We start from the raw sequence: 14,332 nt of genomic DNA on the forward strand, positions 1-14,332 counted from the left end.
CGGCTGTGCCCGGTGCTCCGGCGCCCGCTCCCGCTCCCGCTCCCGCCCCGCCGCCTGCTCCCGGTGCGCCCGCGCCGGCTCCGCCGCCTGCTCCCGGTGCGCCCGCGCCGGCTCCGCCGCCTGCTCCCGGTGCACCCGCTCCCGCTCCGGCACCCGTCGATCCCAATGCGCCGGTCCCGCCGCCCGCCCCGCCCGCTCCGGAGCCGGGTCGTGTCGACAATGCCGCGGGCGGGTTCAGCTATGTGGTGCCCGGTGGGTGGAAGGTTTCGGACGCAACCCAGTTGTCTTACGGGCAGGCGTTGTTGACCAAGATCCCGCCGGAGGGCACTCCTGAGCCGCCGAACGACACGAGTGTGCTGCTGGGGCGCCTGGATCTGAAGCTGTTCGCCGGTGCCGAGGCCGACAACGCCAAGGCGGCGGTCCGGCTGGCCTCCGACATGGGTGAGTTCTTCATGCCGTTCCCCGGGACCCGGGTGAATCAGGAGACCGTGCCGCTCGACGCCAACGGGCTCACCGGCGTCGCGTCGTACTACGAGGTGAAGTTCACCGATACCAACAAGCCCAACGGCCAGATCTGGGCCGGCGTGGTCGGTGCGCCGTCGCCCCCGGGAACCCCGCGCGGGCAACGCGCACCGGAACGTTGGTTCGTGGTGTGGTTGGGCTCGGCCAGCAATCCGGTGGACAAGGCTGCTGCCGCGACACTGGCCAACTCGATCCGGCCGTGGACGCCGCCGGCGGCGGCCGCTCCTGACCCGAACTCGCCGCCGCCCCCGGCCGATCCGGCGCATCCGGGTGTCGGCGTGCCGGTGCCGGTCACCGACGCCCCGCCGGAAATGCAGCCCCCGGCCTGATAGCCGTGCGGTGTGGTGCGTCGGTCCTCAGGGGCCGACGTACGGCACGTTGCCGCCGAGGTTGTTGACGTTCATCTGGTAGCAGTTCGTTCCGCCGAAACCCATCGCGCCCGCGGTGACGCACCGCTGAAAGCTGCCGTCGTGGCCGATGGGCCCGTCGCAGGTGGTGCCGCCGCCCCAGGGGGTCCAGCCGCCCCGACAGCCGGCGCTCGCCGGGGCGGCGCCGGCCAGTGCAATGCCCCCGGCCGCCAACATGCAGGCGGCCAAGCCGACCAATGTTCTCATGTGCCCTCCTCCGCCGATGGCCGGAAAACGTTTGCTGGCCACCGTGTGTGACGCGTGTTGCCAGTGTGGCGCCCGAGGTGGATGTGCGGTAGCTGCCCGGCCTGAAGCCGGCCGGAGTCGGTGTCCGGAGCGGCTCGGCCCGCCACCATGCCCCGTAGCAAATATGCAGTACATAGCCCCCCTCTCGGTCTGAGGCGGGGTACCTCGCGTGGCGCTGACAGTATGTTCGCGGCCAGTTGCCAGATGATTCCCACGGTAGCCATACGCGCCCGTTCGCGACAATGTGATCTTCGTTTGCCGGGCCGTGCGTGACCTGCGGTGCGGCGGGTTGGGGAATCTGTGGAGGAACGCTGATCGTTCCCAAACCGCCAACCGAATCGTTACGTTCGGGAGGTACACCTGGGGTGTGGCTCAGCGAGCCCGCTGGGCCGGCCAGTGACAGGCAGGAGATCTGCAATGGATGTAATGGCGGCTACCGAAATCCTGGCTCGTTCCTCCACGCTGACCAGTGTTGGCTGGATCGGCTACATCATCATCGGCGCGCTCGCCGGCTGGATCGCAGGCAAAATCGTCGACGGCGGCGGTGCCGGCATTCTGATGAACATCGTCATCGGCGTGGTCGGTGCGCTCATCGGCGGATTCCTGCTCAGCTTTTTCGTCGACACCGCGTCCGGCGGGTGGTGGTTCACCCTCTTCACGGCAATCCTGGGTTCGGTGATCCTGCTCTGGATCGTCGGGCTGGTGCGCCGGCGCAGCTGAGCTGGCGCCGGTGATGGGCTCGGGGGCCATGACGGCCTGGCAGGTCGTAGCCCCGGGCCCCGTCGGTTCGCATCCGCTGCGCCGCGTCAGTGTGCCGATTCCGCAGCCGGGGGCCGGCGAACTGCTGGTCAAGGTGCTGGCCTGCGGCGTGTGCCGAACAGATCTGCATGTCGCCGAAGGGGATCTGGCCGTACACCGGCCGCGGGTGATACCCGGGCACGAGGTGGTCGGCGAGGTGGTCGCGATCGGTGCCGATGCCGGCGGCGGGTTCACGCCGGGTGATCGCGTCGGGGTGGCCTGGCTACGGCACACCTGTGGGCGCTGCCGCTACTGTCTGCGTGGCCGGGAAAATCTCTGTCCGTCCTCGTTGTACACCGGTTGGGACGCCGACGGCGGCTACGCCGAATTCACCACCGTCCCGGCCGCTTTCGCGCTGCGCCTGCCTTCCGGGTACTCCGATGTCGAGCTGGCGCCGCTGTTGTGTGCTGGGATCATCGGCTACCGGGCGCTGTCGCGTACGGATCTGCCGCCGGGCGGGCGACTGGGGCTCTATGGCTTCGGCGGTAGTGCGCACCTGACCGCGCAGGTGGCATTGGCTCAGGGGGCCCGGGTACACGTGATGACCCGTGGCGAGCGGGCGCGTGCACTTGCCCTGGAGCTAGGAGCATCGTCGGTGCAGGGCAGCGCCGATATGCCGCCGGAACCCCTGGATGCCGCGATTCTGTTTGCGCCGGTGGGGGACTTGGTGCTGCCCGCGATGGCAGCACTCGACCGGGGCGGTGTGCTGGCGATCGCGGGCATTCACCTCAGCGACATCCCGGCCCTGGACTATCAACGACATCTGTTCCAGGAACGCGAGATCCGGTCGGTCACCGCCAATACCCGTTCCGACGCGCGTGATTTCCTGGCATTCGCCGGTGAGCACCGGATGGCGGTCAGCACCCCGGTGTACGCATTGGACCGTGCGGACGAGGCGCTGGCGGATCTGAGCGCGGGACGTATCGCCGGTGCTGCGGTGCTCCACGGGTAGCTCAGAGTGCGGGAACAAGTTGAAGAATCGGGAGTTCCGGGCGCGTCGCCGCGCCGCGAATTGAGCCGGGGCGCCGGCGGTTAGGTCGACAGATGCCAGACCACGGCGGCGGCCAACGCGCCGACGCCGTTGAGTGACCAGTGCAGCGCGATCGGGGCGATCAGGCTGCCGCTGCGCCGGCGCAGCCAGGTGAAGACGAAGCCGGCGATGCCGGTGGCAACGACGGCCAGCACCACACCGGCGACCATGCCGAAGATGCCGCCCCCGAACAGTCGGGTGAAGCCGACGTTCTCACTCGTCAACCCGAGCGAACTGGCGATGTGCCACAGGCCGAAAAGCAGTGAGCCGCCTGCGGCGACTCCGCGAAAACCCCAGGCCCGGTTGAGGGCTCCGTGGAGCACTCCGCGGAATGCCAGCTCCTCGGGGATCACCGTCTGCAGCGGGATGATGACCATCGACGCGAGCAGTGCACCCGAGATGGTGGCGTAGTTGTCGTTCATGAACATCGGACGGGTCCACGGCAGCATCGTCCCGATCGCGATCACCGAGACCACCAGCGCCACGGCCGCCAGTGCGTAACCGACACCGGAGCGCCAGTGTTCGCGACCCAGCCCCAGTTCGGCCCAGCCCAGGCCACGGGCTCGCACCAGGATCAGCAGACCGACTGCGGCCGCCGGGACGGTGGCGATGCTGGCCCAGGGAGTGGTGAAGTGCGCGATCAGGTTGGTCACCGTGAGGATGACGACGACGATGCCGATGTCGGCGTAGATCCGGAAGTGATGCAATGCCGAGAGCTGGGCCACCAGCGGATGAGGATGCGCGGCCACGGCGCTCTGATCAGACATGACTCGGCAATCTTACCGGTGCGGCGCAATTACCCAGGTCACATCGGCTCCCAGGTCCAGTTGGCGATCGCGGGATCGTCCTCGCCGTGTTCACGGGTGTAGCTGCGGGCGGCCAATCGTGCATCGACCATCTCCTGACGCAGCCCGGCCGCACTGGCCGACAGCCCCTCGACGCGGTCGATCACGTCCATGACGAGATGGAACCGGTCGAGGTCGTTGAGCATCACCATGTCGAACGGCGTCGTCGTCGTGCCCCGCTCCTTGAACCCGCGCACGTGCAGTTGGGCGTGGTTGGTGTGCCGGTAGGCCAGCCGGTGGATCAGCCACGGGTAGCCGTGGTAGGCGAAGATGACCGGCTTATCGGTGGTGAAGATCGAATCGAACTCACGCTCGGACAGCCCGTGCGGATGTTCGGACTCGGGTTGCAGGCGCATGATGTCGACGACGTTGACCACCCTGACCTTCACCTCGGGCAGGCGGCGGCGCAGGATGTCGGCGGCCGCCAGGGTCTCCAGCGTCGGGATGTCGCCCGCGCAGGCCAGCACCACATCGGGTTCGCCGGTCGTATTGCTCGCCCATTCCCAGATTCCCAACCCGCGGGTGCAGTGCGCGACGGCCTCGTCCATCGTGAGGTAGGTCAGGGCGGGTTGCTTGCCGGCCACGATGACATTGACGTACTGGCGGCTGCGCAGACAGTGGTCGGCGACCGACAACAGGGTGTTGGCGTCCGGCGGCAGGTAGACGCGCACCACTTCGGGTCGTTTGTTGGCGACGTGGTCGATGAAGCCGGGATCCTGATGCGACGCGCCGTTGTGGTCTTGGCGCCATACATGGGAGGTCAGCAGATAGTTGAGCGACGCGATCGGCCGGCGCCATGTCAGGTGAGAACTGCTGAACAACCATTTGGCGTGTTGGTTGAGCATCGAGTCGACGATGTGGACGAAGGCCTCGTAGCAGTTGAACAACCCGTGCCGCCCGGTCAGCAGGTAGCCCTCCAGCCAGCCTTGGCACAGATGTTCGGAAAGGACTTCCATCACCCGGCCGTCGGGCGCCAGATTCTCGTCGACGGGCAGCGTTTCGGCCTGCCAGGCTTTGTCGGTCTTCTCCAGCACTGCGCCCAGGCGGTTCGATGCCGTTTCGTCCGGGCCCATCAGCCGGAAGCGGTCCGGATTGTCGGCGATGACATCGCGCAGGAACGTGCCGAGCACCCGGGTGGCCTCGGCGGTCGCGGTTGCCGGCTTGTCCACGGGAACTGCATATTCGGTGAAATCGGGCAGGTCGAGATCACGAAGGAGCAATCCGCCGTTGGCATGCGGGTTGGCGCTCATCCGGCGGGCGCCCGAGGGCGCCAGCGCGCGTAGCTCGGGCCGCAGCGCCCCGGTGGCGTCGAACAATTCCTCGGGCCGGTAGCTGCGCAACCACGTCTCGAGTTGTGCCATGTGCGACGGGTTGGTCCGAGTCGCCGACAGCGGCACCTGGTGGGACCGCCAGGTGTCTTCGACCTGCTTCCCGTCCACCTCGCGCGGCCCGGTCCAGCCTTTGGGGGTGCGCAGGACGATCATCGGCCACAGCGGCCGGCCCGGCTCGCCGTCGAGGCGAGCCGCACGTTGGATCGCTGCGATCTGGTCGAACGCCTCGTCCATGCCGGTGGCCAGCTGCTGATGCACGATGTCCGGGTCGTCGCCGGCCACGGTGATGGGGCGGTAGCCGTAGCCGTAGAACAGCGATTCGAGCTCTTCTTGCGGAATACGGGACAGCACCGTGGGATTGGCGATCTTGTAGCCGTTCAGGTGCAGGATCGGCAGCACTGCGCCGTCGACGACCGGGTTGAGGAACTTGTTGGAGTGCCAGCTGGCGGCCAGCGGGCCGGTCTCGGCCTCGCCGTCGCCGACGACGCAGGCCACCACCAGGTCCGGGTTGTCGAACGCGGCGCCGTAGGCGTGCACCAACGCGTATCCGAGTTCGCCGCCCTCATGGATGGAGCCGGGGGTTTCGGCTGCCACGTGGCTCGGGATCCCACCGGGAAAGGAGAACTGGCGGAACAGCTTCCGCAGACCATCGGTGTCCTGCCCGAGGCCGGTGTAGACCTCGCTGTAGGTGCCTTCCAGATAGGCGTTGGCCACCAGGCCCGGTCCGCCGTGGCCGGGGCCCGTGACGTAGATGACGTTCGCGTCGCGTTCCCGGATGATCCGATTGAGATGGGTGTAGAGCAGGTTCAATCCAGGGGTGGTGCCCCAGTGTCCGAGCAGCCGCGGTTTGACGTGTTCGGCGGCCAGCGGCTCGGTGAGCAGCGGGTTGTCCAACAGATAGATCTGACCGACGGACAGGTAGTTGGCCGCCCGCCAGTACGCGTTGAGCTGCTCGAGTTCCGTGTCGGTCAATGCCGTTGAGACAGTCGCGTCGCTCATGTTCTCCATAGTGGCCGGTGTCGGTGAATGGCGCCCGCGATCCAAGTACCCGAATTCATACCGATCAACCAACGGCCAGTGCGTGCGTGGGGGTCGTGTCCTGCGTCGGCTAGGTTCGTGGGCATGACGGTCCCGCGCACTCTCGACCCGCGATCCCCGGTACTGGTGGGCTACGGCCAGGTCAACCAACGGCAGGAGCAGCCGGATGTCGAACCGGTCGATCTGATGGTTGCTGCGGCCCGGTCCGCCGCTGACCCACGGGTGCTCGAGGCGGTCGATTCGGTACGAATCGTCAACCTGCTGTCCTGGCATTACCGCGATCCGGGTTTGCTGCTGGCGCAGCGTATCCGGGCCGAGAAAGCCGCGACGCGCTACACCGGGGTCGGCGGCAACGTTCCGCAGACGCTGGTGAACGAGGCTTGCCGGGATCTGCAGGGCGGGCGGGCCGAGGTGGTGCTGATCGCCGGTGCCGAGACCTGGCGGACCCGCAGCCGGTTGCGCGCCCGCGGGATCAAACCGGAATGGACGCGCCAGGACGAATCCGTACCCGAGGCCCCGGGTGCGCATGACGGGGTGCCGATGGCCGGCGAGGCCGAGCTGCGCATCAAGCTCGACCGGCCGGCCTATGTGTACCCGATGTTCGAGCAGGCACTGCGGATCGCGGGCGGCGAGACCAGCGACGAGCACCGAAAGCGGATCGGCCGGCTGTGGTCGCGGTTCAGTGCGGTGGCGGCCGACAACCCGCATGCCTGGAGCTCCGAGGCGGTGCCCGCCGAGCAGATCTGGCAACCCGGCCCGGACAATCGGATGATCAGCTGGCCCTACACCAAGCTGATGAACTCCAACAACATGGTGGACCAGGGCGCGGTGCTGATCCTGACGACGGTCGAGAAGGCGACATATCTCCAGATCCCTTCCGACCGTTGGGTTTTCCCGTATGCCGGGACAGACTCGCACGATACGTACGCGATCGGAGAGCGGGCCGAGTTCTATCGGTCACCGGCGATCCGCATCGCCGGGCGCCGAGTCCTGGAGCTGGCCGGGGTGACGGCCGACGAGTTGGATTTCGTCGACGTGTATTCGTGCTTCCCGTCGGCGGTGCAGGTGGCGGCGGCCGAGCTCGGTCTGCCCCTGGATGATCCGTTGCGGCCGCTGACGGTGACCGGCGGGCTGACATTCGCGGGCGGGCCGTGGAACAACTACGTGTCCCATTCGATCGCCACCATGGCCGAGCGACTCGTGGCAAATCCCGGGACCCGGGGCCTGGTCACCGCCAACGGCGGTTACCTCACCAAGCACAGCTTCGGCGTGTACGGCACCGAGCCGCCAACAGATGAATTCCGTTGGCAGGACGTGCAATCCGAGGTGGATGCGGAGCCGACACGGCAGCTGCAGGTGGACTTCGCCGGCACCGGCACCGTGGAATCCTGGACCACGCCGGTGGGGCGTGACGGCACCGCGGAACGGGCCTTCCTGGCGGTACGCACCCCCGAGGACGCACGCACGCTGGCCCGGATCGTCGACGAGTCCCAGGCCGCGGCGACGATGTCGGAGGACATCGCCGGGGCCAAGGTTCAGGTGCACGCCGACGGCAGCGCGACCCTGCTTTAGCGCGCCGCCAGTTCCCGCTGGGCCAGCGCCAGAACCTCGTCGGTGGTCGGCGGGCTGGGCGGATGACTCGACAGGCACCAGGGTGTCTGGACCTTGTGAAAAGCATTGCCTTCCAAGGCCACATAGAACTGGCCTGACCGCAGCTTGCTGATGTCGGGCACGTGACCGCCCTTCACCCGGGCCATCTCCCGGGCCACGGCGATCTGGGCGGGGGAGTTCAGCAGCCCGTAGAACTGCGTGGTGGCGTTGCCGGGGATGTGGTTGTGCAGCCCGCGTGGGGACTGCGTGGCGAAAACCAGTCCCAGCCCGTACTTTCGGGCCTGCGAGGACAGCGCCAGGGTGCTGTGGGTGGAGGCGGTCGTGTGACTGGACGGCGCGAAGTTCTGTGCCTCGTCCATCACCAGCAGCCCGCCCAGCGGCCGGTCCCCGGCCGGGTTGCGCTTGATCCAGGCGAACAGCGCCATCTGCAACTGGTTGACGAACCCCTCGCGTTGTTGGTCGCTGGTCAGGCCGACCATGCTGATCACCGACACCCGGGCGCGATAACCCGGGGACGGAGTCAGCAGCATCCCGGGATCTGCGGCAGTGCCGGTGCCGCCGAACAGCGGATCGTTGACGGTGGCCGCGCGCAGGTTCTGAGCCAGCTCGGCGGCCAGCTTCTGTGCCCCGCCCAGCGCGCTGACTTCGACCGGCAGGTTGCTGAGCAGGTCGATGAACCCGCCCAGGGTTACCATCGGCTTGGCCCCGTAGAACCGCAGCGCCTCGCGCAACACTGCGCGGGACCGCTCGGCCTTGGCGGTGTTGCCGGAGATCAGGGCGCGGGGTTCCAGTGCGGCGACAGCGGATTCGACGGCGTCGGAGAACTCGTCGTCGTCGTCGATGACACTGGCGAAATCGGGGAGCGGCGAGAAGGCCAGCGGCCGACCGGTCGAGCGGCGCGGCGTCCACACCACGACCTCGGCGTTGTCGAAGTATGCCTCGGCACGTTCGTCGTCGGCCGGATTCCAGCCCGGGGGATTGTCGGGCCAACGCACACCCAGCCGGGACAGGTCGTTGTTGGGGTCCAGCACGATCGAGGACACGCCGCGCAGCGCGCACTCCTCGACCAGTCGCCGGATCAGCACGGTTTTGCCCGATCCGGAGCCGGCGAAGATCGCGGTGTGTTTACGCAGCGCAGCCAGGTCGACGGATACCGGACGCCCGCCGGCGCTGTCGAGGCCCAGGGTGACCGCGGTGGGCGAGTGCTCGATGCTGACCGGTGCGGACGTCTGCGTCCGTATCGGTCCGGTCGCGAGCTCGTCGTCCACGTCGATCTGGGCCGGGGGCGGCGGATCGCCCGCGATCTCTCCGAGGGCGGCGCGCAGCCAGCCGATCCCGTGGGCGGGGCGGCGCCGGCGTAGCCACTCGGGCAGGTCGGGGTGGTTGTCGTCGATCAGATCGCGCAGCGCCGTCATGGTGCGTACGTCGTCCTCACTCATCGGCAGCACCCGGCCGCCGGCCGCCTCGAACTCGGCGATCATCACCGCGGTCTTCGCGCCCTTGGGCCACGCGGTGTTCCGCAGCAGGAACAGCCGACGCCGGTCGGGGTTGAAGCCTGTCGCCTCCCAGGCCTTTCGAACCCGGTTCTGCACCGCGACGGCGTTGCCGGACGAGATCGCGCGAAATGCCCAGTGCCGTTCGTCGTCGGTCGCGGCGTCGAGGGTCTGGCGCAGCCGGCCGTGCAGCACCACCCGCTGGCCCGGAAGTGGATCGGGCCGAAACGCCTGCCCGGCCTCGCCCAGCTCGGTGATCCAGGCGTCCAGCGCCGCCGAGAGCAGGCCGGGCATCGTGGTGTCCTCGCCGTCGGGGTCCAGCGCGGCCACGGTCACCGCACGGCGCCGGTAGTCGGCGAAGCGGCGGTCCAGTTCGCCGGTGTCCCCGAGCGCGGCGCCGTTGCCGGTGGGCTCGTGGGGTGTGGCGACCTCGCCGGTGAGTTGGGGCAGTTCTTCGATCGTGTCGCGTTCCAGGCATTGGCGCACATGCGTGTCTGCGCGTTTGAGCAGCTGGCGTGGCGTGTACTGGGTCGCCTCGTCGAACGCCGAGGGCAGGATCGGCCAGCTCGGATATGGCGCGGCGAATCCGAGCGCTGAGTAGCTGGCGGTGAACCGCCGTTCCAGGATGGCGCGGCCGACCTCCGGTGTCGGCAGGCCCTGCAGCAGCGCGGTGGTCCGGAAGCGGTCCTGAACGGTGGCCGTGGCGCGGTCCTGGATCGCTTCCCAGGCAGCGGGCAGGCAGGCCACCACGCCGACGGTGCGCCGCATGGTCTGGCGGATCGACATCAGACCGTGCGCGATGTGTTCGAGGTCGCGGTTGCTCGCGGGGCGGGCCGTACCAGCGGAGTCCGTGACGGTGTCGGTTCGATCGGTGGACTGGGCCAGCAGGGTGTCGATCTGGTCGATGGCCAGAACAGACGGCCCGGCCAGGGCGATCAGCCGGGAGATGTCGCGCACCGACTCCTGCGGGGTGAGCACCGGCGCGGGCAGGCCCCAGGCTTCTTTCTCACCGCTGCCGGTCAGGAATGCCTCACCGACATCCTGAAGCTCAAGATCGCCGGCACCGAGCAGCACCAGGGCGCGCAGCGTGTGGTGCGCACGTTTGACGGTGTGGCGGTGGACTTTGTGCAGTGAGTTGACGAAGTCGGTGAGGATCTCGGGGGTCAGGTCGTCGTCGCCGATCACGGCCCGGCGGTTGGCGCGGGAGATGTGGGCCACCGAAGACAGTTCCCACAGCAGGTCTTTCAGCTGGGTTTCGCGCTCGCTGCCCGGCCTGCCCAGGCTTTCCAGGATGCCTGCGCGGGCGGACTGCCAGAAACTCGCCGCATCGAGCAGCTCGACGAGGAAGAAGAATCCGCCGCTGGTCTGCACCTGTTCGCGCACCTGCCCCAGCAGGTGGGTCTTGCCCGAACCCGCCGGGCCGCGTACCACCACGCCCAGCGGGCTGGAGTCGGACTCCCGTTCGGCGTCGCCGAAGGCGGCCATCACGTCGGCCATCGGCCGGTCGTGCAGACCGCGCACGTGCAGCGCGCCCTGCGAATGCCACAGATCGTCGGCGGTCGGCGCCCAGGTCAGACGAAGCGCGCTGAGCGCTTCGCGGTGCTGTAACTCCATCAGGACTCGATCGCGATCAGGTGCTTGTCCTGGTTACCTATCTCCACCGCGGCTTCGCGGTCGGCGGGGGTCAGCACCTTCTGGTTCTCCTCGGGGATCAGGCTGACGCCGGGTTGCTGATAGAGGCTGATCAGCGCGGCGTCGACGGTCGGTCTGGGTAGGCCGGGTACGGCCTGGCGCAGCCGCAGCAGGCTCACCCAGCCGCCGGGCCGGGCAGCCAGCCCGGCGTAGGCGGTACGCAACTGGATTTCGGGACCTGCCCCGGTTGCCGGTACGGGCACCTCAGCGGGTCGCTCGGCAGGCAGGAACACGTCGGCGGGTACGAGCTCGGCTCGCTCGAAGTAGCGATGCAGCGCGCCCAGCAGTGTGTAGAGCGCCTTGCCCTGCCCGGTGGACCGGGGCGGCGCATCTGCGCCGAAAAGTGACCGGCACAGGGCCCAGCCGGCATCGGTCAGTTCGTGGACGACGGGCCGGGTGCCGGTGGATTCGATCAGGCCCAACCGGTTGAGCCGGTCGCGCTTCGGCTTGTCGAGTTTGGGTCCGAGCCGCTCCAGTTCGGGGTTGGGCACCGGGCGGGACTCGGCCATGAGTACCAGCAGCACTGCCTGCTCGGTGCCGGTCAGCTCGTCGGGCGCGACATTCACCGGATGCTCACCTTCCTGCCGTCGTGGTTGGGGCACGCGGGCGGGGCGATACCGGCACGTGTCTCATGCACGTTAGCGTGTGCCCCTGACCCCGCGAGAATGTCGTTGCGCTGCACGGGTTTCGCCCGCACGTCGGGCGCGGGGCCGGCAGCTACCCGACCGGCAGGGGCTGCGCCGGGTCGGCGATGCGTTCCGGATCGACCGGGGCGGCCGACCGGATCAGCGCCTTGACGTCGTCAAGGACGTCCCACACGTTGACATTCATCCCCGCCAGAACCCGGTTCCCGCCGTCGAGCCAGAACGCGACGAACTCTCGTCCAGCAACGTCGCCGCGGAAAACCACCCGCTGATATTCGGGTGCGTGTCCGGCGTATTCCATGCCGAGGTCGTACTGATCGGTGAAGAAATAAGGCAGTTCTGTGTACTCTCGGGCGGATTCCGGGCCTCGGCCCAGCATCCCCGCGACTGCCACCGCGGGCTGTTTGAGCGCATTGGCCCAGTGCTCGGTGCGGATCCGCATCCCGAAGAAGGGATGCTGGGCGGCGGCGATGTCGCCGACGGCGTAGATGTCGGGGTCGCTGCTGCGCAGCGATGCGTCGACGAGGACCCCGCCGTCTCCGACGGCCAGGCCGGCCCGTTGGGCCAGCCCGATGTTCGGCGCCGCACCGACGGCGACCAGCACCGCGTCGGCGGGGACGGTCGAGCCGTCGCCGAGGCGCAGCCCGGTGGCGGTGCCGTTGTCGGTGGTGACCTCTTGCACCGATTGGCCCAACCGCAGATCGACGCCATGGTCGCGGTGCAACTGTGCGAACACCTCGCCGACTTCGGCGCCCAGGGCGGCCAGCAGTGGCAGGCGGGCGGTTTCGACGACGGTGACGTTCACGTCGCGGCCACGGGCACCGGCGGCTACCTCCAGCCCGATCCAGCCGGCGCCGACGACGGCCAGTGTCGCCCCCGGGCGCAATGCCGCACTCAAGGTCTCGGCGTCGTCGATCGTGCGCAGGTAGTGCACCCCCGACGCATCCGATCCGGGGATCGGCGGCCGCCGCGATGAGGACCCGGTGGCCAGCAGCAGCTTGTCGTAGCCGACGGTGGTGCCGTCGGGAAGTGCGAGCGTGTGTTCGGCGGGGTCGAGGGCGCTGACTTCGGTGCCCAGCCGCACCTCGATGTTGTGGTCGCGATACCAGGCCGCCGGATCGACGGTGAAGTCATCGAGAGTCTTCTTGCCCGCGAGGTACTCCTTGGACAGCGGCGGACGCTCGTAGGGAAGCCGGTCTTCGGCGGCGAACAACACGACATGGCCGTCAAAGTCATTGTCCCGCAAAGCTTCAGCGGCCTTGGCGCCGGCCAGCCCACCGCCGACGATCGCGAATGTGGACGACGTGGTCATGCCAACTCAGCCTACTCGCCCGACAGCATTTGCTTCAGTTTCCGGGCGTTACGTACCGCATGACCACCGAGATCGTTGTTGAAGTAGACAACGACCCGGTGCCCGTCCCGATCCCACTCGCGGATCTGCTGTGCCCATCTCTGCAACTCGTCGTCGGAATAGCAGCCCGCGTACATACCGCCTTCGCCCGGGCCGTGCATGCGAACGTAGACCAGGTCGCTGGTGGCGACCTGCCTGCAGGTCAATCCGGGACCGCTCATCACCACATAGGCGGCCCCGTGCCGTTCCAGCAGCTCATACACCGCAGGCACATCCCACGAGGGGTGGCGCAGCTCCATCGCCACCCGGATCTGGCGGGGGAGCTGCGACAGGAACCCGGTCAGCAGTTCGTCGTCGCGTTCGAGGGCGGGATGCGGCTGAACCAGCAGCGCTTCGTTGTGCGCGCCGAACACTTTCCAATACTCCTCGAACCTCGGTGTCCAGCTCTCCGGCGAGCGCAGCCGCCGATAGTGGGTCAACCCGCGGTGCGCCTTGACCGACATGGTGAAACCGTCGGGCATCTGGTCGCGCCACCCGGTGAACGTGGTGTCAGCGGGCCAGCGGTAGAAGCTGCCGTTGAGTTCGACGGTGTCGAATTCGTCGACGTAGTGGGCCAGTCGGGATTTCGCCGGTGTGCCGCGGGGATAGAGCACATCGGTCCAATGGTCGTATGACCAACCCGAGGTGCCGATCCTGATCATGTGCCATCGCTAGGGGACGTCCGTGTACCGCAGGGTGTAGCCCTCGGCCGAGAAGGTGAAACCTCGGCCGGACAACTCCCGCACACACGACACCCCGGACTGCTCCTGGACGTTGCAGCGGAATCCGGCCACCGCCAGCACCTTCCCGAATGGCAGCACCACGGCGGCCGGTTGCGCGAATTCGGGCTGTGCCAGGTTGGCGAACTGGGCGTCGGCGGCCCGGTCCAGCACAAGGGCATTCGGTGCCGCCGTGCCGCCGGCGGGGTCGGGCACCTCTTCGGGTGCTCCGGTCACAGCCATCGACGAGGTACCGCCGGCGGCTTGGCAGCCGGCCCGTTCGCGGGGCAGGATCGCGCACTGCCAGCGTCCGCTCGGGGTGCTGAAGTAGTAGGCCTTGCGGCCGTCGACCTCGAGCAGGTAGTCGGCAGCGTTCACCAGGTGCGCGGTACCGAACACCGGTGGTGCCGTGGTGGTGCTCGTGGGTGCCGGCGGCGCGGCATCATCGGTGTTGACAACGGTTCCCGACGCGCATCCGGAAAGCGCGATCGCGGCGGCGCCAAAGATTGCACAGCGGATGAGGCAAGCCTTCACGACGCAAGACCCTAGCCAATCGAGGTACCTAC

General features: G+C 68.3%; 12 protein-coding genes. 4 read left to right on the forward strand and 8 right to left on the reverse strand.

All coding sequences use genetic code 11. The features are described from left to right. Window positions 1-851 (forward strand): APA family fibronectin-binding glycoprotein (locus E0T84_RS24720; RefSeq protein ID WP_138745782.1); only part of this gene is annotated, 851 nt, incomplete at its 5' end. A gap of 27 nt (window positions 852-878) precedes the next feature. On the opposite strand, the gene E0T84_RS24725 is transcribed toward E0T84_RS24720, so the two are convergent. Continuing rightward, window positions 879-1,136 carry a hypothetical protein gene (locus E0T84_RS24725; RefSeq protein ID WP_138745783.1) on the reverse strand — a complete coding sequence of 86 codons (258 nt, stop codon included), beginning with the start codon at window positions 1,134-1,136 and terminating at the stop codon, window positions 879-881. A gap of 456 nt (window positions 1,137-1,592) precedes the next feature. Here E0T84_RS24725 and E0T84_RS24730 point away from each other — a divergent pair, with 456 nt between their 5' ends. After that, entirely contained in the window at window positions 1,593-1,895 is a 303-nt protein-coding gene (locus E0T84_RS24730; protein WP_070946168.1) for a GlsB/YeaQ/YmgE family stress response membrane protein, read from the forward strand. 13 nt (window positions 1,896-1,908) lie between these two features. Next, window positions 1,909-2,925, forward strand: coding sequence for a zinc-binding alcohol dehydrogenase family protein (locus E0T84_RS24735; RefSeq protein ID WP_138745807.1), 1,017 nt, complete (start codon window positions 1,909-1,911; stop codon window positions 2,923-2,925). Window positions 2,926-3,005: 80 nt separating this feature from the next. Here the strand turns inward: E0T84_RS24735 and E0T84_RS24740 are convergent, their stop codons facing one another. After that, window positions 3,006-3,770 carry a CPBP family intramembrane glutamic endopeptidase gene (locus E0T84_RS24740; protein WP_070184978.1) on the reverse strand — a complete coding sequence of 255 codons (765 nt, stop codon included), beginning with the start codon at window positions 3,768-3,770 and terminating at the stop codon, window positions 3,006-3,008. A 38-nt stretch (window positions 3,771-3,808) separates the two neighbouring features. After that, complete coding sequence (locus E0T84_RS24745) at window positions 3,809-6,178, reverse strand: phosphoketolase (protein WP_138745784.1); 2,370 nt, start codon at window positions 6,176-6,178, stop codon at window positions 3,809-3,811. Window positions 6,179-6,301: 123 nt separating this feature from the next. On the opposite strand from E0T84_RS24745, the gene E0T84_RS24750 reads away from it, so the two are divergent. Then, entirely contained in the window at window positions 6,302-7,789 is a 1,488-nt protein-coding gene (locus tag E0T84_RS24750) for an acetyl-CoA acetyltransferase (RefSeq protein ID WP_138745785.1), read from the forward strand. On the opposite strand, the gene E0T84_RS24755 is transcribed toward E0T84_RS24750, so the two are convergent. From E0T84_RS24755 to E0T84_RS24775, 5 genes are all read right to left on the reverse strand, one after another. Then, window positions 7,786-10,935 (reverse strand): helicase HerA domain-containing protein, encoded by a 3,150-nt coding sequence (locus E0T84_RS24755; protein ID WP_138745786.1) that lies wholly within the window; start codon window positions 10,933-10,935, stop codon window positions 7,786-7,788. The two genes, E0T84_RS24750 and E0T84_RS24755, sit on opposite strands and share 4 nt — an antisense overlap. Next, window positions 10,935-11,579, reverse strand: a complete 645-nt coding sequence (locus E0T84_RS24760; RefSeq protein WP_138745787.1) for a hypothetical protein — start codon at window positions 11,577-11,579, stop codon at window positions 10,935-10,937. The genes E0T84_RS24755 and E0T84_RS24760 overlap by 1 nt, the downstream gene beginning before the upstream one ends. Before the next feature lie 151 nt (window positions 11,580-11,730). After that, window positions 11,731-12,969 (reverse strand): NAD(P)/FAD-dependent oxidoreductase, encoded by a 1,239-nt coding sequence (locus E0T84_RS24765; RefSeq protein ID WP_138745788.1) that lies wholly within the window; start codon window positions 12,967-12,969, stop codon window positions 11,731-11,733. 11 nt (window positions 12,970-12,980) lie between these two features. Then, window positions 12,981-13,709, reverse strand: coding sequence for a DUF72 domain-containing protein (locus E0T84_RS24770; protein ID WP_138745789.1), 729 nt, complete (start codon window positions 13,707-13,709; stop codon window positions 12,981-12,983). A 9-nt stretch (window positions 13,710-13,718) separates the two neighbouring features. Beyond that, entirely contained in the window at window positions 13,719-14,300 is a 582-nt protein-coding gene (locus E0T84_RS24775) for a hypothetical protein (protein WP_138745790.1), read from the reverse strand. Window positions 14,301-14,332 lie beyond the last annotated feature (32 nt).

The sequence above is a fragment of the Mycobacterium sp. DBP42 genome (assembly GCF_005924235.1).
Taxonomy (GTDB): Bacteria; Actinomycetota; Actinomycetes; order Mycobacteriales; family Mycobacteriaceae; genus Mycobacterium; species Mycobacterium syngnathidarum.